Annotated in this window: 16 protein-coding genes; 14 read left to right on the top strand and 2 right to left on the bottom strand. The window is 56.0% G+C overall.

Features of this window, described 5'->3' with window-relative positions; all coding sequences use genetic code 11:
* Positions 1-11: 11 nt before the first annotated feature.
* From A9179_RS13265 to A9179_RS13295, 7 genes are all read left to right on the top strand, one after another.
* A complete protein-coding gene (locus tag A9179_RS13265) occupies positions 12-1,103 on the top strand; it encodes an efflux RND transporter periplasmic adaptor subunit (RefSeq protein ID WP_187806547.1) in 1,092 nt (363 codons plus the stop codon).
* Positions 1,100-4,201: an efflux RND transporter permease subunit gene (locus tag A9179_RS13270; RefSeq protein ID WP_187806549.1), complete on the top strand. Its 3,102-nt coding sequence runs from the start codon at positions 1,100-1,102 to the stop codon at positions 4,199-4,201. Before A9179_RS13265 ends, A9179_RS13270 begins: the two co-directional genes overlap by 4 nt.
* A gap of 439 nt (positions 4,202-4,640) precedes the next feature.
* A complete protein-coding gene (locus tag A9179_RS13275; protein ID WP_187806551.1) occupies positions 4,641-6,155 on the top strand; it encodes a sensor domain-containing diguanylate cyclase in 1,515 nt (504 codons plus the stop codon).
* A 612-nt stretch (positions 6,156-6,767) separates the two neighbouring features.
* A complete protein-coding gene (locus tag A9179_RS13280) occupies positions 6,768-9,413 on the top strand; it encodes an AAA family ATPase (RefSeq protein WP_187806553.1) in 2,646 nt (881 codons plus the stop codon).
* 351 nt (positions 9,414-9,764) lie between these two features.
* The gene (locus A9179_RS13285; RefSeq protein ID WP_187806555.1) at positions 9,765-11,405 is read left to right on the top strand and encodes a VRR-NUC domain-containing protein; all 1,641 of its coding nucleotides are present in this window, start codon (positions 9,765-9,767) and stop codon (positions 11,403-11,405) included.
* Positions 11,402-13,678 carry an ATP-dependent DNA helicase gene (locus A9179_RS13290; protein ID WP_187806558.1) on the top strand — a complete coding sequence of 759 codons (2,277 nt, stop codon included), beginning with the start codon at positions 11,402-11,404 and terminating at the stop codon, positions 13,676-13,678. Before A9179_RS13285 ends, A9179_RS13290 begins: the two co-directional genes overlap by 4 nt.
* 339 nt (positions 13,679-14,017) lie before the next feature.
* Positions 14,018-14,299 (top strand): hypothetical protein, encoded by a 282-nt coding sequence (locus tag A9179_RS13295; protein WP_187806560.1) that lies wholly within the window; start codon positions 14,018-14,020, stop codon positions 14,297-14,299.
* A 10-nt stretch (positions 14,300-14,309) separates the two neighbouring features.
* On the opposite strand, the gene A9179_RS13300 is transcribed toward A9179_RS13295, so the two are convergent.
* Positions 14,310-14,612: a helix-turn-helix domain-containing protein gene (locus A9179_RS13300; RefSeq protein ID WP_187806561.1), complete on the bottom strand. Its 303-nt coding sequence runs from the start codon at positions 14,610-14,612 to the stop codon at positions 14,310-14,312.
* A 288-nt stretch (positions 14,613-14,900) separates the two neighbouring features.
* Here A9179_RS13300 and A9179_RS13305 point away from each other — a divergent pair, with 288 nt between their 5' ends.
* Positions 14,901-15,500: a hypothetical protein gene (locus A9179_RS13305; RefSeq protein WP_187806562.1), complete on the top strand. Its 600-nt coding sequence runs from the start codon at positions 14,901-14,903 to the stop codon at positions 15,498-15,500.
* On the opposite strand, the gene A9179_RS13310 is transcribed toward A9179_RS13305, so the two are convergent.
* Positions 15,497-16,647 (bottom strand): IS3 family transposase gene (locus tag A9179_RS13310; protein ID WP_187806563.1). Its coding sequence is split into 2 segments (ribosomal slippage): positions 15,497-16,410 and positions 16,410-16,647, totalling 1,152 coding nucleotides; the frame shifts between segments, so codons are not numbered across the junction. The two genes, A9179_RS13305 and A9179_RS13310, sit on opposite strands and share 4 nt — an antisense overlap.
* A 159-nt stretch (positions 16,648-16,806) precedes the next feature.
* On the opposite strand from A9179_RS13310, the gene A9179_RS13315 reads away from it, so the two are divergent.
* From A9179_RS13315 to A9179_RS13340, 6 genes are all read left to right on the top strand, one after another.
* The gene (locus A9179_RS13315) at positions 16,807-17,109 is read left to right on the top strand and encodes a hypothetical protein (protein ID WP_187806564.1); all 303 of its coding nucleotides are present in this window, start codon (positions 16,807-16,809) and stop codon (positions 17,107-17,109) included.
* Positions 17,110-18,201: 1,092 nt separating this feature from the next.
* Positions 18,202-19,182, top strand: a complete 981-nt coding sequence (locus A9179_RS13320; RefSeq protein WP_187806567.1) for a site-specific integrase — start codon at positions 18,202-18,204, stop codon at positions 19,180-19,182.
* A gap of 8 nt (positions 19,183-19,190) precedes the next feature.
* Positions 19,191-19,478: a hypothetical protein gene (locus A9179_RS13325; protein WP_262410588.1), complete on the top strand. Its 288-nt coding sequence runs from the start codon at positions 19,191-19,193 to the stop codon at positions 19,476-19,478.
* Between the two features lie 206 nt (positions 19,479-19,684).
* On the top strand, positions 19,685-20,116 hold the full coding sequence (locus A9179_RS13330) for a hypothetical protein (protein ID WP_187806571.1): 432 nt from the start codon (positions 19,685-19,687) through the stop codon (positions 20,114-20,116).
* 682 nt (positions 20,117-20,798) lie between these two features.
* Positions 20,799-21,158 (top strand): hypothetical protein, encoded by a 360-nt coding sequence (locus A9179_RS13335; RefSeq protein WP_187806573.1) that lies wholly within the window; start codon positions 20,799-20,801, stop codon positions 21,156-21,158.
* A 992-nt stretch (positions 21,159-22,150) separates the two neighbouring features.
* Positions 22,151-22,381, top strand: a complete 231-nt coding sequence (locus tag A9179_RS13340; RefSeq protein WP_187806575.1) for a hypothetical protein — start codon at positions 22,151-22,153, stop codon at positions 22,379-22,381.
* The last annotated feature ends 1 nt before the right edge of the window (position 22,382 follow it).

The raw sequence follows: 22,382 nt of genomic DNA on the forward strand, positions 1-22,382 counted from the left end.
GGAGATTTGATATGAGACCACTCAAGACTTCCCTGCTCTGCACTTGTGCCTTCACCCTGGTTCTGGCCCTCACGGGCTGCCAGGAGAAAACGCAATCGGCGGAGCCGCCACGCCCTGTCCGCACGCAGATCGCGAAACCAGCCGCCATCGACGAACAGGTAGCCCAGACCGGCGAAATCCAGGCGAATGTCGAGACCAATCTGGGCTTTCGCATAGGCGGTCGAGTCGCAACCCGCACCGCCGAGGTCGGCATGAGTGTCGTCAGGGGCCAGGTTCTGGCGACACTCGACCCGAACGACGTACAGAACGAGGTGCTGAGCGCCGAAGCTGAAGTAAAGAGCGCCGAGGCCACAGAGGGTTTGGCAAAATCAGAGCTTGAGCGGCAGCGCACTCTCTTTGGAAAACAGTTTGTCGCGCGCGCTCGGGTGGAAGAGGCCGAGGCCAGCTGGCGCGCCACGAACGCAAAGCTCAACGTTGCCCAAACGGCGTTACAGACTGCACGTAATAAGTTGACCTACACCGAGCTCCGCGCGCCTGACGATGCCATTGTCAGTGCAGTGTCAATCAATGCCGGGCAAGTCATCGATGCGGGCCAACCTGCGATCAAACTGTCCTCGACGCACGAACGCGACGCGATCTTCAATGTGTCCGAAAGGATCTACACCAGCGTGCCCTCCGACGTGCAAGTCGAAGTGGCGCTTGTGTCAGACCCTTCGATCAAGGTGACCGGCCCAATCCGTGACGCCAGTCCGACAGCAGACCCGGCAACCCGTACCTACCGCATCCGCATCGCCCTGCCTGACGCCCCGATCACCATGACGCTGGGCGCTACGGTAACGGGGCGCATCATCCTGCCCGGCAAGGCGCTGATCACCCTCCCTGCCTCGGCGTTGACCAGCGAGAACGGAAAACCCGCGGTTTTTGTGGTTCAACCGTCTACAAAGGAGCTCGTTCGTAAGTCGGTAACTGTCGCACGCTACACGGCAACACAGGCGCTGGTTGAGTCCGGCCTCGCCGACGGCGATGCCGTCGTAACGGCAGGAGTCAGCAAGCTCAGGCCCGGCCAGAAAGTCGCCTACGATGCGCCAGAGGTGGCCAAATGAGCGCGCAGGACAGCAAGGGCAGCTTCAACCTATCGGCGTGGTCCATCGCGCAAAAACCGCTGATCTTCTTTCTCATGCTAATCACGTTGATTGGCGGAACCATGAGTTACTCGAAACTCAGCCGCAATGAGGATCCGGCTTTCACCATCAAGACCATGGTGGTCGCCGCCCGCTGGCCAGGCGCAAACATCGACGACACAACCAAGCTCCTGACCGATCGCCTGGAGAAGAAGCTCGAGGAGATTCACTACCTCGACCGACTCGACAGCTACACGCGCCCAGGCGAGACCGTGATCATGGTCAACCTGCGCGACGATGCGCCAGCACGCATCGTCCCTGACGCCTGGTACCAGGTGCGCAAAAAGATGGCCGACATCAGCGCGACACTCCCCAGCGGAGTACAGGGCCCCTTCTTCGACGACGAGTTCGGCGATACCTATGGCCAGATCTACGGGTTCACCACCGAGGGCTTCTCGGATCGAGAGCTGCGTGACTACCTGGAAGGTGTTCGGGCGGAACTGCTACGCATCCCGAACATTGGCAAAGTACAACTCCTTGGCGCGCAAGAAGAGCAGATTGCCATCGAGTTCTCACCCAGCCTTCTCGCCGCCTACGGTCTCGACGAGGAGGCCGTACTGAGGGCCCTGAGCGCTCAGAACGCTGTCAGCCCTGCCGGAACGGTGCGCCTGACTGACGACAAGATCGCCCTGCGCGTGAGCGGTAGCTTTGTGTCTGAAGAAAGCCTGCGCAACATGACCCTGCGGGCAAACGACCGCTTCGTACCGCTGACCGAGCTCGCCACGGTTCAACGCACTCCGGCCGATCCGCCGGCCCCCCAGTTCCGAGTCAATGGCGAGAAAGCGCTCGGCCTCGCCATATCGATGGCCGCGGGCGGCAATCTGCTCGAATTTGGGCAGGCGGTGCGCGAGCGCATGGACGAGGTAAAGGCAGCGCTGCCCCACGGTATAGAGATGCTTCAGGTCGCTGACCAATCGACTGTGGTCAAGGGCGCCGTGAACGGCTTCCTGAAGGTGCTGGCCGAAGCAGTCGCGATCGTGCTCGCGGTGTCGTTCCTCTCGCTCGGCCTCAGAGCCGGGCTGGTCGTCAGCATCTCGATTCCCTTCGTCCTGGCGCTGACCTTTATCGGCATGGAGCTGAGCGGAATCGGCCTGCAGCGCATCTCGCTCGGCGCCCTGATCATCGCCCTCGGCCTGCTCGTCGATGACGCGATGATCACGGTCGAGGCCATGATCGGCAAACTCGAGGAGGGGTGGAGCCTCAAACGGGCAGCCAGCTTCGCCTACGACTCGACCGCCTTTCCGATGCTGACGGGTACGCTCGTCATGATCGCCGGATTCATTCCAGTCGGCTTCGCCGCCTCAAGCGCGGGGGAGTATTGCTACTCGATGTTCATGGTGGTGCTGATCTCGCTATCGGCATCCTGGGTAGTCGCGGTGCTGTTCTCGCCACTGCTCGGCACCCTGATCCTGCCGAAAGCGCTGCCGAACCACGGCCACAGTAACGGGCGGATCATGGCTGCTTACGGGCGGGCCCTGTCCTGGGCCCTGAGCCATCGGGCGCTCACCCTCACGGCGGCAGGCGCCGCCTTCGTGCTCTCGCTCGGAGCCTCGACCCATCTCGAACAGCAGTTCTTTCCGCCATCCGACCGCCCCGAACTTCTGGTGAGCCTGACGCTGCCACAGAATGCGTCGCTGGAGGCGACGGAGCGGGAAGCCTTGAAGCTCGAAAAAGTGCTGGCTGCCGATCCTGACGTTGAGCAGTTCTCTACCTACATCGGCTCCGGTGCGATCCGTTTCTATTTGCCGATGGAGGTACTGCTGCAGAACGACAACGTGACCCAAGTCGTTGTGCTCACCAAAGGCGTCAAACAGCGCGATGCGCTCCAGGCCAAGCTCGCCGCAACCTTCAAGACAGATTTCCCCGGCCTTATCGCCCGGGCAACGCCATTAGAGCTCGGCCCGCCGGTCGGCTGGCCACTCAAATATCGCGTCACCGGCCCCGATCAGACCAAGGTGCGCGATATTGCCGGGCAACTGGCCAACCTGCTTTCGGCCAACCCGGATACCAGCGAAGTACATTTGCTGTCGGGTGAGCCGCAACGCAGCGTCATTGTCGCGATCGATCAGACGCAAGCACAGGCACTGGGGCTTTCGTCCGAGGAAGTCGCAAGTGCCATGGCAGCCATTTTCTCTGGCACTACGGTCACCGCCGTGCGCGACCAGGATCGACTCGTGGATGTGGTTGTGCGAGCCAAGATCGCTGAACGCTCCGACCTCGCTACTCTTGCCAATCTGCAGATTCGTACCCCCCAAGGTCACACCATCCCGCTGACGCAGATCGCCAAACTCAGCTACGGGGTCGAAGACCCGATTGTCTGGCGCCGCCAGCGCCTCCCCCTTGTCACCGTCCAGGGCGATGTCCGCGAAGGCCTTGAGGCGGCAACCGTGGTACAGGTACTTGCACCCGTTGTCGCACAGTTCGCCGCCGACCTGCCCAAAGGCTACAAGGTGGAAACAGGCGGCGCAGTCGAAGAAGCGGCAAAGGGAAGCGCCTCGCTGTTCGCCGTGCTACCAGTGACCGCGTTGGTGATGTGTGTGCTGCTGATGGTGCAACTGCGCAGCTTCTCGCGGATGTTCCTCGCTCTCGCGATGGCCCCATTCGGCCTGATCGGTGTCGTGCTGGCGATGCTGCCCACCGGAACACCGATGGGCTTCGTGGCACAGCTCGGCGTCATCGCCCTGGTCGGCATGATCGTCCGCAATGCCATCATTCTGATCGAGGAAGTGGACATCAATGTCCGTGCGGGCCAGTCGCCACTCGAGGCCATCGTGCATGCATCGACACACAGGGCACGCCCTATCGTGCTGACAGCCTGCGCGGCAATCCTCGGCATGATCCCGATCGCACCGCAGATCTTCTGGGGACCTATGGCCTTCGCGGTGATTGGCGGTTTGGCCGTTGCAACCATAGTGACCCTGACTATCCTCCCCTGCGCCATATCCCTTCTATTGCAATGGGAAGGTCGCAAACAGAGGATGCTAGACCCAAACCACTCCGAACCAACTGGAGCCCATTAACTGGACGTGGACAAGCTATCCGGACGCAACTACTCACGAGACCGGGCACAAATAGCATGACCTGACCGGAATCCAAGAGCCAAGCCTGCTGACGGATGCTCAATATCCGTAAGCTGAATGAGTTGAGAGTGTTTGGTTCGCGCTAAGCGTCGACGCTAACCGGGTAAGGAGCTGGCAGAGATAGGCACTGCAGGTCGGATAAACGAGAGGGATACATTCAGCCTGCCCGGCAGCTCAACAGGGTTCAGTGCGTTTGCGCATCCGCCGCCCTGGTGGCCAGTCGAATTGATACCCCCATAACGCCTTTGGGGTGGAGAAACCGCCGCCAAGACTCGAAAGCATCGTGAACATCGTCCAGCCACGTCGTCGTTTCAAGGTTGAATACGCCTGCTGAAGATCTATTCCATACTCTGGGCAGGAAATAGCTCGGAACGCCGCTATGAACGGCCTTTACTATTCACCACTGCTGCTGAGTATCAACCTGATGGTCGCCAGTGCCGCAGGCTGTACAGCACTGTGGTACTACTCACGCCCATATCGCGGACCAGGGGTATGGACTTGCGGTGTGCTCACGCTTGTATGTGGACTTTTCCTAATACTTACTGGCGTTCCTCTCCTGGCTGCCATAGGCAATGCGCTGCAGATTGCCGGCGAAGCCATCGTGGTGATGGGGCTATTCCGCTTCCTGGATATACCTCCTCCTTGGTGGATAGTCCCAGCCAGCGCAGGCGCGGTCGGCACACTGATGTTCTGGCATTGGTGGGTTGCCCCCTTCAATACTGAACTGCTCATAGCCTTTTACTCAACGACTAGCGCCTTACTGTCTGGCCTTGGTAGCCGAATACTCTGGAAGGCCCCCGGAGAGCGGGAGCTCCGAGGGATTCGACGCTTCGTTTCAAGTACCAGTGCAATCTACTCTCTAGTTGCGGCTTGCAGCGGACTACTAGCCCTTCTCACCTTTCTTCGCGGTATTGAATACTCAGACGACTCACGCTCAGTGTCTTACCTATTGCCGATCAATTTTGGCGTTCCATTGTGGGTCATCACCCTCATTGGCTTGGCACTGCTGACAATGCGGCGCGCCTTACTCGACAGCCAGCATCACGCTTACACGGCCAAAATCAGCGCTCATCGATTTGAACGCCTTATGAGTGTCACAAATGGCGGCGTCCTGATTCTAAAAGACGGGCACGTGCTCGACGCTAATCCGAAATTAGAAGAACTATTTTCACGCCCACTCAAAGAGCTGCTCGGACAGCCGCTCACAGCGTTATTTGAGGAAGATGATGGACTCGCAAACCAGATGAAGGTGGCCAATAGTCATCCCCAAGACCGGCGGGCACTCCGTAGTGACGGTTCTCAGTTCGCTGCAGAACTCAGCGTGGCAGCTCTCGATGATGGCAGCCTGGTTGCAGAGATACGTGACATTAGCCTGCGCAAATCCTTAGAAGAAGAGCTACGCCTGCTAGCATTTCGCGACCCTCTCACCGGCACCTTGAACCGACGCGCCTTTACAGAACGTGCCGAAAGCGAGTTGCTGCGTAACCACCGCCAAAAGACTGCGTTATGCCTCGCCCTCTTTGATCTGGACTACTTCAAGAAAATCAACGACCGCTATGGTCATGCCATGGGCGATATCGTCTTGCAACGCTTCAGCAGCCGCTGCCAAGAACGCATCCGTCGTACCGATCTGCTTGCCCGCATTGGTGGTGAGGAGTTCGTTCTGCTGATGCCAGATACTGACCAGCAACAAGCCACTGCTTTGCTAGAGGAACTACGAAAGCTCTGGGCTGCTGAGTGCTTTGATAGCCCTCAGGGTGTTCTGCGATCGACTGTCAGCATTGGACTGATTCAGATAAACAGCCATGCACCTTTGGAACACTGGCTTCAGCATGCAGATATCGCGCTCTACCGAGCCAAAGGCGAGGGCCGGAATCGAACAGTTGTAGGCTGAGCATGCCTATGCCTGGGACGGTAGCCCTGAATCGACCATAGATTCGTAGACTCCTTCAAGCTGCTGTCTCTGGCCAGGAGCGGCCGCTTCTGGCCGACAGCGACCCGTCACCTACGTCCGCTTCCGGCCTATTTCGTTGAAAAACTCTCTCGACAATTTTCTCCGCCGAAAGTACGCAGCTGACGCTGAAATCTAACTCGTCGTTGTGGCTGAACTACCTTAGATTTCACGTAGCAACGCTCGATTTGAACGTTTTTCAGGCTCCGAACAAGCAGCTCCGTCGCACACCGAGTTTTTCAACAGAATCGGCCAAAAGCTGTCGCTCACTGACGACCACTTACGACCCAATCCAAACGCTCGTCTATTTAGGCTTCCAATGGCAGGAGCGAGTTGACGGAGAACCGCCTTTTTGTTCGAGCATCTGCTCCGAAGTGGACAGGTGATCGTATCAGGTTACGCGTCCACTACAGGTAAAAGCAGCTGCCTAAGACCTCGCCCATCTTATGCAACACGTCGATCACAACTTTCCGCAAAAATGCTTTATATAGAGAGGCATCGCGCCGACAGCCGGCGCCCGACCGCATAATCATAACAACTGCCAAGCGAACGGATATGTCCAAGTCCCTAGTCGAATTCAAACGCTTCTTGGCCATGTCGGCCGCGACTCTGTCCGAACACGAGAAAAAACTGGCCAACCTGATTTTGGGGAGGTTCGACGAAATCGCGGTGGTCGGAGCGGCCGGAGGCCGGCGCGGGAAAGTCTTGGCGAAACTGATCGTCGACGAAGGGGAGTCGGCGTCTCCTGTACTCAAAATCGCGGCTGACGAAGCGAACGCTAACGAGAGTGAGATCCTCCGGCTTACCAAAGTGGAGGTTGAGCATTTTCGGGGTTTTTCTGAGAAGCACACTTTCGAATTCAAAACACCTTACACGTTCGTCTACGGGCCGAACGGGACGGGAAAGTCGAGTCTCTGTGAGGCGCTCGAATACGGATTGCTCGCCTCGATCCACGAAGCGGATTCGAAGCGGATCCCCGTCTCGGACTACATCAGGAACGCCACATCGAGGAAGTCGGCGAAACCCGTCCTGTACGGAGACACCGTGAAGGAGAAAGGAATCCAAGTAAAAGCGGACCCCCGCAGTTTCGAATTCTGCTTCATCGAAAAGAACCGGATCGACGGATTTGCGCGAGTGGCGGCCAATACCCCTGCAGCCCAACAGGCGCGGCTAGCAGCGCTGTTCGGCTTGGAAGAGTTCAATACGTTCGCAACGCAGTTCAACGAGAACCTCGAGTCTTACCTGGACTTAGCGGGTAAGAAAGGGAAGGATCTCGCGGACCGGGCGAAGGGCATCGCCGGACACAAGGCAATCCTCGAAGGCCTCCCGGAAAAAGCCAAAGCCGCCGAAACGCGAGGCGCCGCCCTGCTCGCGAAATATCCGGAGTGCAAGGGCCTCGAGGAGATCAAGGCCGCCCTAATCGGTCCCGAAGGCAACGGCGGCAAGCAAAAGACGAATAACACCGAAATCGGCCGCCTGCAGAACCTTAAAACGGTCACTGATCCCGGGACGGACGGCATTCTAGCCGACGCTGACGGACTGCTCCGGCTCATCAAAGAGAAGGCGGAGTCGGAAGAGTTCCTCAACCAGTTCAAGGACCAGCTTTCTCTTCGAGACCTCTATGACGCGATCCTGGGGAACCGCGAAAGGTTCGAGAACAAATGTCCCGCGTGCGCCTCCGAACTCTACCGCGACGGTCAACTCGCTGTTCCGGTCGATCCGTACGGCAACGCGGAGGAAAAGCTGAAGCAATTCGACGCCGCCCTGAGGGTCGAAGGGCGGATCAAGGAAATCCGGGATGCCCTCAACCTCGGCTGGCGGGACCTGCTTTCGAAAATCGCCAAGCTTCCGACATCCGCTGCGGCTGTCGGGTTCGTCGGAGCGCACGAGGTAGGCTCGTTCAGCGCCGCGGCTTCCGAGGCCAAGGATGCGGCAAACATCGAGACCTTCCTCCGGGCCATACCGGCAAAGCGAGAGCTCCTTCAGGCGCTGAAGGACGCGACCGCCACCCATAACGAAAAGGTTGAACAATCCAAAGCCGCGATCAAGAAACTCGAGGAAGATAACCTTGTAATCTCTAAGGATCTCGAGGAAATCGTTGCTATCTCGACCCTCGTCGCTGCGAACGAGAAGAGCGCGTTGGAGGCAACGCAAGCTATCGAGAAGTTCAACCGGGAGAACGAGGAGCTCATCAGAGAGGTGGAAGCCGAGAAACCGGTAATCGCTAGAAACCTACGCTATAGCGTTGCTTACGCCTCGTTCCGCAAGAAGCTCCTGGCCTACAACGCCGAATTGCCCTTGGCCTTGGCCTCGGATCTCAACGAGAAGACCCTGAAGTTCTACAACGAGATCAACAAGAACGACCACCCTTCCGACAGGCTCAAGTCTCTGAAGTTGCCGACGGCCGCTGGGGAGAGGATAGAGATTGAGTTCGAGAGCGGGGACAAGTGCGACGCGCTCCAGATCCTAAGCGAAGGTCACATTCGGTGCCTCGGGCTCGCGATCCTGTTGGCGAAGATCACCAGAGACCGCCTCCCGTTCCTGATATTCGACGATGTGGTGAACTCGATCGACGATGAGCACCGGGGCGCGATTATCGACCTCATCTTGAATCCGGAAGAGGTCGGCAAGAGGCAACTCATCGTCACGACCCACGGCGAGGATTTCGTGAAGCGTCTCGAGAACGCCGTGCCGATGAAGAAGTACAAGGAAACGGTGACTCGAATCGACTTCCTCGTGCCGTTCGCCGCCAAGAAGATCGCCGTGAAGCTCGACTCGCCACGCCACTACCTCACGGTGGCGACCCGCAGCTACGAAGAAGGGCGTATACGCGACTCCCTGAGTTACATCCGGAAGGCCTTTGAAGAAGAACTCAACCGTCTCTGGAAGAAGATTGCTAATAAGAAGCTGTCGGCGCAGATAAGTGTCGGGATGAGGGGGCCGGGAGACCCAGATCTCATGAGCTTGGCGACGGGGCTCTATCAGTTCCTAAACAGGAAGGACGTGACGGCATTCCAGGAAACCGTGCCGCATCTGGACGAGATGCTTGGATACAGCGAGAAGCACAAAGTTGAGTGGAACCACCTGAACAAGGGAACCCATGAAGAGGATCGGGCAGAAGAGTTCGACGCCGTGATCGTTCGGCGCATGCTCGAGACCGTCGTCAAGCTAGACGATGCGATCGAGACTCCTCAGACCTGATGGTGGTCCTTCTGAATCCGGGCATGTATGTCGGGCGATTCGTACGGCGGTCGGGAACGTTGCCGTTCAGACTGCAAGTACGCTAAGTGCCCGAGAGCTGTCCGACAGCCCCCTTTCTTTTCGCTGAGATTGAAAGTTGGCTTCGGCCTAGAAGTCGAGGTGCTACAACCGGTTTTTCTGAACGGAGCAGACGCTTGAGCGTTCGCCGTGGGATCAGTCTGACTGACCGCTTTTGGCCGCTTTTGGCCGCTTTCTGCCGATTACAACAGGCAAGAACCGGCCGATCTCTGACAGTTGATCGCCCAAGCGTCAAAGCGGACAATCCTGTACAAGAATACAGTGATTGCTATCATGTCCACCGCGCTTCCTCCCGATCTCTATTACCTCAGTAACTTCCGCACCGCGCTCGCCTGGGTAGGCGAGCGTTATGCCGACTTGCTGACGGCGGAGGAGCTGACCTTTGTCAGCGATTTCGAGGCAGTGGAGTGGCGAGCACAGGCACTCTTGGTTCGCATGATCATGCGCCGTGGCTGCCACTTTCGCCTAAGCAAGCTCGACTACCCCGAGATCGGCGACTGCCAGGCTGCAGCCCTCCCCTTGCTTGAACGTGGCTGGGTCAGCGAGCAGGCGCCTCTCACTGTGCTGGAAATCGCCGACCTGTTGCGTAAGGACGAGCTGCTGGCCCATCTACCGCTGCAGGATCGGCGCTCGTCACAGAAGAAGACCGAGCTACTGGATCAATTGCTGTCTCAGGACTTGCCAGCCCAGCCATTCACAGCCTGGTGCCCGGCGCTGAATGATCGGCTGCTGAGCCTGCAGGTTGATGAGTTGTGCAACCGCCTACGTCTGATGTTCTTTGGCAATTTGGTTCAGGGCTGGTCCGAGTTCGTGCTGGCAGACCTAGGCATCTATCGCTATGAGTCGGTGACTATCAGCCCTGAGTCTCGCGGCTTTCGCTGTCGACAGGATCTAGAGGACTACCTACACCTGCGCGAACTGCGAATTCGCTTCGAGGAAGGTGAAGCGGTTGAGTCAGTTTTACCCCTCCTGCAGAGTTTCTCGTCTGACAATCCTTACCTGAGCAGTCGCCAATCAAAGCAGCTGTTCCACATTGCCCAGCACCTGGAGAAATGTGGGGAGCTGGAGCAGGCGCTGACCGTTTATCAGCGCAGCGAATACACCCAGGCCCGCTGGCGGCAGATTCGAGTGCTGGAACAACTGGGACGTGATGCTGATGCCCATGAACAAGCGCTGGCATTCAGTGCCATGCCAAAAAGTGACGAAGAGAGTCAGCGCCTTGAGCGCGCCCTGTCTCGCCTGCAGCGCAAGCTGGGCTTACCCGTGGCGAAACGACTTAAGGTCGTTGAAGCCTCACGCATCGAGCTGACCTTGCCCGTACCTGGGCATGGCAGCGTAGAAATCGCCGTACGCGATCATTTCAGTACGGAACAAGCTCCTGTGCACTACATGGAGAACACCCTACTGTGCAGTCTGTTCGGCTTGCTGTGCTGGGATGCCATTTTTGCGCCCGTGCCGGGGGCATTCTTCCATCCGTTCCACAGTGGCCCGGTGGATCTCTACAGTGTGGACTTTTATCCCCGCCGCCAGGCGCTCTTCGACGAGTGTCTGGCTCGCCTACAGCAGCCCGACTACCCACAATTGATCGTGGAGCGCTATCGGGAAAAGGTCGGCATCCAGTCGCCCTTCGTGTTCTGGACCGTGCTCGATGAACCGCTCCTGAAACTGGCGCTGCACTGCATTCCAGCGCAGCACCTGCAGGCCTGTTTTTCACGTCTGCTTCAGGATTTAAAAGCCAACCGAGCAGGTATGCCCGACCTGATCCAGTTTTACCCAGCCGAGCAGCGCTACCGGATGATCGAGGTGAAAGGCCCGGGCGACCGTCTGCAGGACAACCAGAAACGCTGGCTGGCGTTTGCCGCCGAGCATGGCATTCCGGTCGAGGTTTGTTACGTGAGCTGGGACGCGGCATGACGTACTCGGTCGCGGTACGCGCCCTCTGCGAGTTCACCGCCAAGGAGGGTGATCTCGATCTGCGTTTCACGCCCTCACCCACAGCTCAGGAAGGCATCGCTGGCCACCAGACCGTAGTAGGCCGGCGCGGTTCTGACTACTTCGCCGAACTCCCACTGAGCGGCAGCTACCCCGGACTATTGGTCAGTGGCCGCGCCGACGGTTACGACCCGGAGCGCAATCGTCTCGAGGAAATCAAAACCCACCGAGGCGATATCAGCCGCATCCCAGCCAACCACCGGGCTCTGCACTGGGCACAGGTGAAGGTCTATGGCTGGCTGCTCTGCCAGCAGTTGGATCTGCAGGAGGTGGAGCTGGCCGTCGTTTACTTCAACGTGCTCACCCACACCGAAAATGCCTTCATTGAAGTCACGAGCGCAGCCGATCTACAGAAGTTTTTCGAGCAACAGTGTCAGCGCTTTCTGGTCTGGGCGGAGCAGGAAGAAGCCCACCGCAAAGTCCGCGATACCTACCTGGATACGCTACGTTTCCCCTACCCCGATTTTCGCCGTGGGCAACGCCAGTTGGCCGAGGCGGTATACCGCAGCGCACGCGATGGCCATACCCTCATGGCTCAGGCCACCACCGGCATCGGTAAGACCTTGGGCACCCTCTTCCCTCAGCTCAAGGCCATGCCGGGCCAGAAACTGGATCGGCTGTTCTTTCTCACGGCCAAGACACCCGGTCGGCGTCTGGCGCTGGACGCCCTGCACAGCCTGCGCGAAGGAAATGACGCTACTCCGCTACGCGTGCTGGAGCATGTGGCCCGCGACAAAGCCTGCGAGCATCCCGACAAGAGCTGCCACGGCGAGTCCTGTCCGCTGGCCAAGGGCTTCTACAACCGCCTGCCTGCAGCCCGCGAGGCAACTCTGCGGCAGAGCTGGCTGCCCCAGGAGCAGGTGCGCGCCATTGCCCTCGCCCACCAGGTTTGTCCGTACTACCTGAGCCAAGAGCTGTGTCGCTGGGTCGACGTGGTGGTCTGCGATTACAACTACTACTTCGACATGGGCGCCCTGCTCTACGGCCTTGCTCAGGTGAACGAATGGCGCGTGGCCGTGCTGGTCGACGAAGCCCACAACCTGGTCGAACGCGCGCGGGGCATGTACACCGCCGAGCTCGATCAAGAAGAGTTTCATGAGCTGTGCCGGATCGCGCCCTCAGGCCTGCGCAGCGTACTGCAACGCGTCAGCCGGCACTGGGAGCAGCTCAATCAGGTGCAGCAGGTGGACTATCAGATCCATCCTGTCGTGCCAGACCTACTGGTGGCAGCGCTGCAGCGCGCCGTCAGCGCCATCACCGATCACCTGACCGACTACCCCAGCGGCCAGGATCGTCTGCTGCTGCAGTTCTATCTGAATGCCATGCTGTTCTGTCGCCTAAGCGAGGCCTACGGGCCGCACTCGCTGTTCGATGTCACCCGCCAGGACACCCAGGCCATTGGTGATCACACCACGCTGTGTCTGCGCAACATCGTGCCGGCACCCTTCCTCGCCAGCCGCTTCAGTGATGCCCACACCACCACCCTGTTCTCCGCAACGCTGCGCCCGGCAAAGTACTACCAGGACCTGCTGGGACTGCCCGAAGAAACCCAATGGATCGATGTGGAGTCGCCCTTCTCGGCCGACCAGTTGACCGTGCGCGTGGTGCGCAATCTGTCGACGCGCTACCAGCACCGGGAGTCCAGCCTTGCCCCGATCTGCCGGCTGATGGCCGAGCAATACCGCAGTGCTCCGGGCAACTACCTGGCCTTCTTCAGCAGCTATGCCTACTTGCAGCAGGTACGCGAGCTGTTCATGACGCTGTACCCGGCAATTCCGAGCAGCGTACAGACGCGCAGCATGAATGAAGGTGAGCGCCAGGCCTTTCTCGACAGTTTTACCATCCACTCCGAGGGCATCGGCTTTGCCGTGCTCGGTGGAGCCTTTGGCGAGGGGATCGACCTACCCGGCAAGCGTCTGATCGGCGCATTCATTGCCACCCTCGGCCTTCCGCAGATCAACGCGATCAACGAAGAAGTCAAAGCGCGCATGCAGCAGATGTTCGGTGAGGAGAATGGCTACGACTATGCCTATCTCTATCCCGGCATGCAGAAGGTGGTTCAGGCCGCAGGGCGAGTGATTCGCACCACATCCGATCACGGCGTGGTCTACCTGCTGGATGATCGCTTCGGACAGAGCAAGGTCAAAGAATTGCTACCGAGCTGGTGGTCGCCAAGTAGCTGTAAGGCAACATGACCATAAGTGGCTTCCAGCCGTTAGCGGTCATCGCTTAACCACCCGCAAGTATGGGCTGTGCGTGGACATGTCCAGCCAAGCCGCAGCCTCGCAACAGGGCGGTCGGCTCGGTCACTTGCCTGACCGTTCAATCTTGAACTCTTCGGAGCACAGCCTAACCCGGACAGTTCGCTTATTTTCCTAAGGGAGATTGGCGTCTAGAAAAGCGAACTGTCCCGAGCCCCCTCCATACCGACGGCAGCTTCTCGGCTTCGAATTGCATTTCTCAAAAAGGCTGGAGACTACAAAGGCCAGACCAATCTGGCCCCGTCCCAAGGGATCCAAGCCGAGGAATTTGCAATGCTGAAAACGCTACTCTCCAGCGCTAAAAACCTGCTTTGCCCAACACACAATCCTGGCTACCAAACCAAGGTCTATCTAACCGTGGGCAAGCCGATAATGCTCCACGACTCCTTAGACTTCGGCCCACTGGCTACTGCCAAAGAGATAGAGCTCCTTACAAAGTTTTGGCAGATCGAAGAGACACCTGATATCAATCTCGCAACCCTAAACTGGCAAGAGCCCGCTCTTTCATTCGACTCGCTCAGCGACATCGACTATGCGAGCAGCTCGCATGCTTAGAGCTTGGGCATTACGACGCCAAACTCATGGCCAACTCCATCACCGCTTGCCTCTTATCCTCAGGCAAGCGGTGGAACAGAACCAACAGACGCGCAGAGTCGTCCTCTTCCGCATAGAAATAGGCCTCAGGCAAATCCAAGACCGCGGCAATCTGCCTGACTACTGAAATGTTGGGCGCATGCTTTGCTGTTTCGTACTGGTTCATTCGTGCACTCGCCGACATCGGATCGAGCCCTGCAAGGATGCCCAATCGCTCTTGAGACAAGCCTGCGGCTCCACGTGCCTCCTTTAGCCGCTTCGCAAGAACTGACATCTGATAGCCCCAAAAGGCTAAGAGATTCTTAGATTTCGCTTGCTCATATACTAAGACTTCCTTAGCCTTCGATCTGCACGCCCCCCAACCACATCCCTGATAGCCAAAGCCGGATCGCCAAACCACGGCGGCCTGGAGGCTCGAAGTATCAAGGTGAACATGATGTACAGAGCAGCTTTCGCTGTAGGCCTTTCCCTCGTTCTAACAGGTTGCGGTCTGCTCCCTCGAACCGGGACACCATCAACTGCGCTTCAGGTTGCTGATGCGATGGGCGTACCGGCAGAGGATATGAGTCGAGAAGATTTCAATGCCCGCATAAAAGCTGGGAGTTCAAATCGGGACTCCGCTAAGAACAATCAAAACATCGATGCCGCCATGTACAGTCTGATTGCACGTGATCCGACGCTGTTTCTAATGTCTGGCTTTTTGCCAGCGGGTATAGCCAGCAATACGCACATTGCAGCTTGGGTACCCGAGACAATAGCTGTGGACGGCAAGGCGGCAGTCGTCGTAGCGGACAAGGCCTTTAGAAAAGCCAGTGCCGAGGTCTATGGCAACACCTCTCAAGACAAGGCACAGATCGAAGCAACGCCCACTAAATACATCATGGGAGTCGCCTATGGTGAAGGCAGCCCAGTGCACTCTGTGACACAGCTAGTTCAAATGGCTGCTGGGCACACACCCTCACTCGGCCCCGCGCCTACATTCATCACCGCTCAAGGAAAGGCTTATGGGCCATTGTTCTTGGGAGTTCATGGCCAAGCGAGTCATAACGAAGACCTAGAGAAAATCGAGCGTCTCTCTTCTCTGCTGCCTGATTGGTTCTACATATACAGTCCTGGGCTTGCCAAAGTTGCACCAGCAACTGAATCGCCCCGGCTTTCCTAGACACTCTCCAAGCTCTGGAAATAACGCTTTTCAAACTCCACTGGCGATAGCTGCATAGCGCTGCTGTGCCGGCGTTTGGGGTTATAAAACATCTCGATGTAATCGAACACATCACTGCGGGCTTCTTCGCGGGTGCCGTAGGTTTTTCGTCGGATGCGTTCCCGCTTCAGCAACTGGAAGAAGCTTTCCGCCACCGCGTTGTCGTGGCAGTTACCGCGTCGACTCATGCTGCTGATCAGGTTGTTGGCCTTGAGGAAGCTCTGCCAGTCCGAGCTGCTGAACTGGCTGCCCTGGTCGGAGTGAATCATCACTTCTTGCTTGGGCTTGCGCCGCCACACCGCCATCAACAGAGCATCGATGGCCAGGTCGCTGCACATCCGTGGCTTCATCGACCAGCCGATCACCTGGCGTGAAAACAGATCCAGCACCACCGCCAAATACAACCAACCCTCATAGGTGCGGATGTAGGTGATGTCGGTAACCCAGACCTTGTTCGGTTCACTGACGTTGAACTGCCGCTCCAGGCGATTGGGCGACGCCACCGTTGGCCGGCCGCCGTAATAGCCGGGGCGCCGACGATAGCCGGTCTGCGAGCGCAGCCCTTCTCCCCGCATCAGGCGAGCCACGCGGTGCCGGCCACAGGACTCTCCCAGCTCACGCAGGTCGTCGTGGATCTTGCGGTAGCCGTAGACGCCACCACTTTCCAGCCAGGCATGTTTGATCAATCCGAGCAGGCGCTGATCTTCCTTGGCGCGTACGGATTTCGGCTCGGCCAGCCAGGCGTAGTAACCGCTGGGATGCACCTTGAGGGTCTGGCAGAGACGCCGCACCGGGTAATCCACCGACAGCTTGCTAATGAAGGCGTACTTCAGCCGGACTCCTTGGCAAAGTACGCGGCGGCCTTTTTTAGGATGTCTCGCTCTTCGGTCACTCGCTTGAGTTCGGCGCGCAGACGACGCAGTTCGGCCTGCTGCTCGTCTTCCTGCTGCCGCTGTTCCTGGGGTTTGCCGTAGCGCTTGCTCCAGGCATACAGGCTATGCACCGACATGCCCAACCGCGCCGCTACCTCGGCAACAGGAAGGCCACGCTCGGTCACTTGCTTGACCGCTTCGATTTTGAATTCTTCGGGGTAACGCTGGTTGCTCATGGCACCTCCTGATGGGCCTCAATTATGAGGCTCGGAGGTCTCTAGGGAAGCGGGGCCTATTCAAACAGTTCTGAACAAAGGTAAGCATTTACCATTCATTGAGCCAAAATAAAACTGCATAGCGCTTAACCAAACCTAACAATTATTGAGAGTTATGACATGAGAAAAATAAAATTTATCCCCTTCGTAGGCGCTCTTTTACTCAGTGTGGCCGGATGTAATGAACATAGCCATTCTCTAACTGGAAAAGCATGCCTTGGTACAAACAACGACACCTTAGTAGAGTCACTAGGAGACCAGTGCCAAGCGGGAGATATGATTGGCACGAAACATCCAGCTTATTTTTGCGACTTCTCCTATGCAGTAGCTTTTAATCAGTACAACTCCGCATTCTGTGTTTTTTCTGGCGCTCAGGCAGAGGAGCGTATTCAGGACAGTAAATCTACATCACAAAGCAAATGACCCCGAACTAGCAGACAGCAACAAGAAGCCCATAAAAACCCAGAACACTATGCATTGAATTTATCTAAATTCGCTTCACAACTGGGGTGGCGTATAGCTATTTTCTTCACGAAAAAATTGGCTATAGGATCAGCGAGAAATCTGGACCTTTCATCATAGGACACCCCAAATATTCCGACTCACAGCACTAGCCCAGAGTCCATTACTCGTATGGACCTGAGCTGCAACAGCTGAGATCTGCCTTCAGGCAACGGTGGTCCACATGCAAGGAGGTGCCGGCTATAAAAGTCAACGTCGACATACATGCTGTGCTGAAAGACCTTTACCGCAGGTAAGTCAGGTGTACGGATGGTGTACGGATGGTGTACGGATGGTGTACCAACGAACACTTCGCGAGCGCCAGACGAAAAAAACCACGCGATAGATGCCCATCACAGTACGGAAGGTGTACGTAACTGCACCTTCCGTACACCTACTCGGCAGGCTCGCCTTCAACACCCAAGCAATCCTTGCCAACCCTCGGCTAGTTGTGCAATTGTTTCCTCACCAAGGTTGGCCATGAGCGCCGGCCTTATGTGAGCTGACACTCTCAGCACATTTCAAAAGCTTCGCTACGTTTTGGATGCTTCCAATCCGACGTGCGATACGCACCGCTACACACAGAGACGGCTTTGTTGGATTGGCTAGAAGCCTGACCAGCATGGGTTCTCAGCTCCACTACCCCCTGACACTACTGCTGACACTACGTCGGCGCTATCTGTCCCGAGTCGACTATGACGACACACTGCGTCCCATTGGGACATTTGCCTGACAGGCAAAATTGCATGCTGCACGTCGATAGTTGACCTCGAATACTGCACTGCGGTGGATCTCGTCATTCCACCAGCCTCTCCGCCGTCCAGATCGGATAAGCAGGGCTTCGTAGTGCGCTGCCGCCAGCCCTCTGTGGCGCCGCTCAGTCCTCATTTCAGCCAGTTGCGGGCATTGTCCCGTTAGCACTCAACACTTTTTGGCGGAGCCTGGCTGCCCATAAATCTCTGACTACAGCGAGACACGAATTTCGTGTGCGCTGCAAAAGCACGGGTAAAAATAATGGCGCGGCATGGAAAATATAATTCTAGAAACTTTGGCTACGGCAACAAATTGGGGTATGCAACGAAAAATGCATTGAGGACGTATTATGGAAATGGTCATTTTGCGACAGTCACAGCACACACAGAACGTAGCAGACTATTTTTAAACTGGGCTTACGCTGAGCACAAGATTGATGACACTCGAAATATCACTAATGCGATTTTTTACGAATATGCCGCATATCTAAAGCTCTTACTCGCAGAAGAGGAAATTTCGATTGATACAGCTACAAATAGAATATCTAGTGTAAATGTTGTCTTAGCGATCATGCGTGAGGACCAAAAAATCCGCATAGATAAGATATCTTGTGCCCTTGGGGAAAACCGCTGCTACATCCGCAGATCCATTCCAGACGGAATGGATTTATTGCAGGTCAAAGAACTGCACAACCAGCTTATAGCAGCAGGCTTTCCGCGCTCGGCGGCGATAATTATGTTGGCCCGCACAATCGGAATGCGTCTGAGAGAATGTATTTTGGCTGACACTCCGCGCCTTATTCGCGAGGCTACTAATGGCCAAATTAATGTCCAGGATGGCTGCAAAGGCGGCCGTTCTGGGGCGTTTGCAGCTCGCTGGATATCCGTTACCGACGAGATTCTTTACGCACTGAACTATGCGCGACAAGTTTCACCAGCTTTCAGCCGAAATCTTTTGGCAGAGAACGAAACCTACATCCAATTTCTACGACGAGAAGTCAACGCTAGCCGCCCCATAATAAAATTTTTCGGCATCAAGGGATATCACGAGCTACGCGCTGCTTTTGCGTGTGATCGATACACAGAGCTGGTTGGTTTACCTGCTCCAGTTTTTTCCCGTCCAGATACGACAGATAAGCCAGACCGAGAGAAAGTTCGGGCAGCACGACAAGTCATCAGCCGTGAGCTGGGACATGAGCGGCTGGAGGTCTCAAATGCTTACGTGGGGAGCGAGACTAGATGAGCATAAATATGGAGCTATTTCTGGGCGGGGTATTAAAAGGTGCCCACCATTCAAAAAAACGCCATCTGATGCAGGCAGATGCTATCCAATCTTCTATCGAGCAACGCTGGAAACGTGATCACCCAGAGCAGTGGCAAGTCAAACATCTCAGGTGGTTCCTGCAGGAACAAGCAAAAACCGCTTCACCAGAGACGAGCTACCGATATTGGTTAACCGTTCGACTCCTCATCGAGCGCCTAGATAAAGCCAACGATTGGCTCCCCCACCTCAAAGGCCCGTGGACTCAGAAGTACTAAATCGAAAAGCACCAGAACACAGGCCTTTCTTTTCATAGGGGAAGACTCTCAGAACGAAAAACAGCACCTCCGTGCTGACATAGCCAAATGAAGCCGCACCAGATCACAGAGCCTGAAATGGTACCGAACTCGCGACTCAACCGTTTGAACTCCCAGGATGATGATGAGGCTACTTAGTAGCTTCACCAACTGTAGGAACACAGACCATGGAAAATGATTGCTTCCCCCCAGCGTGCGAGCAGGATCTCATCGACAAGCTCCTCTTTCCCTTCATTAATCAGGGGCTGAGTCTGACCAAAGAAATGGAAATGACGGTTCGTCGCGTCAACAAAAAGGCAAAGAAGGCAAAGAAACAGCCACTTCTGCACGCCGAGCTCATCAACGAGGCCTCGGAGGTCAAAGCCCCGACAATCAAGCTGCTTGCAATGACCAACAAACCAGGGCCAGACGGGACTCAATCCCTGAGCCACTTTGAAACTACGGAGGATCTGCTTGAGCCAGGAAATTTTTTCTGCACTCCTGAGATGGTCATCAAGCTGGTCGGGAGCGACCTGCAAACGATCCAGCTATTGAACGCGGCATCCAAATTGACCCAAGCAGCCCAGCGCAAGCTCACAAAATCTTTCAACGAGTTGTAAGGGTTCGAAGAGAAGGCGGCCTTGGTGCCGCCTTTTTATATTGCTTTTTTCGCCACACGCGCGCGTCTAATGAAATATCCCGCCCGTAGCCGCATCAGCGGCTCCCTTGCATCCGTCAAAACGCCTATAGCGTGAGCTATTCCGATTACGGCATCTGCATTGAGGTACGCTGCACAAGCCTCTCCTCTCTGCTTGCACGCCAAACCGCTCTGAAAAGGTTCTTTTGGGTACAGCAAACCGCCCGCCGTTTTTTACGTAAAAGTTCCTTTCCAGATCATGCTGACCAACCTAGTAACCAGCCAACGCGGCGATCCCGCCTAGCGGTTTCGAGGCAATTTCTCAACGTGCCAGAGTGAGATATGCCGTTTCCACCCCGCATTGGCGTGGCGAACCCAGCTAGAGAAGGACATTTCGAAGGTCGGGAAAACTAGCGCCCCAACCCGCATGCAACCCCGACTGAAAGAGGCACGCCACATGCTGATCGGCAAGAATGTCCTTTTGGAGACGCTACCCCTCGGACTTAAAAGATCCTTCGCCTTGCACAGGGCTTGAAAAACCTTCGCACTCTCGACAAAAACACCCCGCCTAAACGCACCTACGCCTTCACCGCGCAGCCTGAAACCATGGGTTGCATTAACAGAAAAGCGTGCTCACCTGATGATCCCAATCAAGGAGATCCTCAATGAGTACCATGATGAACCTCAGTGAAGTTTACGCAGAGATCTGGAAGCGACTAGCCCACTGCACATTTTTCGTTTTAGTAGCCATTTCTGTGACAGCAATCAGACTGACCTCAATATCAAGTGAGTCAGGTCTAGGTAAGGATACCCTGCTGGAAATGGCAATTTGGCGCGTAGGACTGCTCCTGACCTTCCAGTCGGCTCCACTACTATGGGCTCGTTTTATCTATAAAAGCTACAAGAACAAGACCATATCCATTCCACCTTATCAAACAATGGCACTGCTAAGAATACCTCTAGCGATCTGGACAAGCGGATGTCTGATGACAGCTTTAGCGCTCTGGCCAATACTCGGATCTTAATCTCACCGCCATACACCTTTGCATTTTTTCAAAACAATAGAAACTGGACTCAACAACCAACACGGAGCCAGCCAATTAACACTCAAAGCCCACAGAAACTCGGCATCACTAAACAATACCCTGTAGATATCTGAGGAAAAACTTACTTCCGACCCCATATTTCAGAACTGCTAGATATTTATTATTTCAACCCCTCGATGCACCGCAGCATTTTCTATGGATTGCTGGACAAAACACAGCAACTGGCTCAATTGCCGATGACCACTGCCCTCTACCGCCAGCATAAATGGCTGTAAGTCAGCCCATTCAGAGAATGTGGCGAGAGCAATGAAACCAAGCCCACATTGATAGTGGCGTGCGATCCACGCACTAGCCCACAAAAAATAAGCTAACTCATAGGAAAATTAATATGTACCTGTTAGCCACCATTAGCCTGATAGCTTTCGCATTTTTTATTCTTGAATATAAAAACACCCATTTCAGAAGATTACACGCTCACCGTAACTGGCTCAGCCTCCCGATCGTCGACAAATACATTCAGAACAAACTTAACGGGCGTGATCGTCGACATGGTTTATCTTGCTGCTATTGTGGGTCTCACAGCATCGGCCAACTCGGCCTAGAGCATCGTCACGACCAGCGCCGAGTTCATATTTGCAAACAATGTAACTCCCTGCTTTATCGAACATATCGCTAATACATGCCGATGTAGGCCCCCTGCCACATCAAGAAACTGGGAATACGAGGTTTCCTGCTGGTAGCAGATCCACCCTGCCGCCGGCAGCCCCCTCTTGGGAAGGAAGTTTTGGCCCACCCTGGGAGTTACGACCCTCCAAAGGGAGCAGATACACCCCTTTTCTCTGTTTTTTCTCGCCAGCATGGCCCTATCTCCTAGCACAAGGCACAGACCATGTTGAGCGAAAGAACAGACGTCGACGGATCTAGTCCATCGCTGCCGAAACAACCTTTGCATTGCTGCTGAGGCTTTTCCAATGGCCAAGCTAATCACTGCAGTGACGATAAAAATGCCTCGCCTCATGGAGGCTAGTGAATACCGGAAGCTGCGCTATGCAGGCGGGAAACCCAGCCTGCAACAGCTAAAAAAGTGGATAAGGGAGGGCATCGTGATAGGCGAGGTCAAAGCGGGTGAATACTTTGTCGACCTAAATGCCGAGCTGGCCGGGACAACAGACCCGCTGCTGGCCAAGATGCTGGAGATTTGAC

This window comes from Pseudomonas alcaligenes (assembly GCF_014490745.1).
Lineage (GTDB): Bacteria > Pseudomonadota > Gammaproteobacteria > Pseudomonadales > Pseudomonadaceae > Aquipseudomonas > Aquipseudomonas alcaligenes_C.

Coding starts and splice junctions, on each gene's coding strand:
- A9179_RS13265 (WP_187806547.1), top strand. CDS start 12: ATGAGACCACTCAAGACTTCCCTGCTCTGCACTTGTGCCTTCACCCTG.
- A9179_RS13270 (WP_187806549.1), top strand. CDS start 1,100: ATGAGCGCGCAGGACAGCAAGGGCAGCTTCAACCTATCGGCGTGGTCC.
- A9179_RS13275 (WP_187806551.1), top strand. CDS start 4,641: ATGAACGGCCTTTACTATTCACCACTGCTGCTGAGTATCAACCTGATG.
- A9179_RS13280 (WP_187806553.1), top strand. CDS start 6,768: ATGTCCAAGTCCCTAGTCGAATTCAAACGCTTCTTGGCCATGTCGGCC.
- A9179_RS13285 (WP_187806555.1), top strand. CDS start 9,765: ATGTCCACCGCGCTTCCTCCCGATCTCTATTACCTCAGTAACTTCCGC.
- A9179_RS13290 (WP_187806558.1), top strand. CDS start 11,402: ATGACGTACTCGGTCGCGGTACGCGCCCTCTGCGAGTTCACCGCCAAG.
- A9179_RS13295 (WP_187806560.1), top strand. CDS start 14,018: ATGCTGAAAACGCTACTCTCCAGCGCTAAAAACCTGCTTTGCCCAACA.
- A9179_RS13300 (WP_187806561.1), bottom strand. CDS start 14,612: ATGTCAGTTCTTGCGAAGCGGCTAAAGGAGGCACGTGGAGCCGCAGGC.
- A9179_RS13305 (WP_187806562.1), top strand. CDS start 14,901: ATGAGTCGAGAAGATTTCAATGCCCGCATAAAAGCTGGGAGTTCAAAT.
- A9179_RS13315 (WP_187806564.1), top strand. CDS start 16,807: ATGAGAAAAATAAAATTTATCCCCTTCGTAGGCGCTCTTTTACTCAGT.
- A9179_RS13320 (WP_187806567.1), top strand. CDS start 18,202: ATGGCGCGGCATGGAAAATATAATTCTAGAAACTTTGGCTACGGCAAC.
- A9179_RS13325 (WP_262410588.1), top strand. CDS start 19,191: ATGGAGCTATTTCTGGGCGGGGTATTAAAAGGTGCCCACCATTCAAAA.
- A9179_RS13330 (WP_187806571.1), top strand. CDS start 19,685: ATGGAAAATGATTGCTTCCCCCCAGCGTGCGAGCAGGATCTCATCGAC.
- A9179_RS13335 (WP_187806573.1), top strand. CDS start 20,799: ATGAGTACCATGATGAACCTCAGTGAAGTTTACGCAGAGATCTGGAAG.
- A9179_RS13340 (WP_187806575.1), top strand. CDS start 22,151: ATGGCCAAGCTAATCACTGCAGTGACGATAAAAATGCCTCGCCTCATG.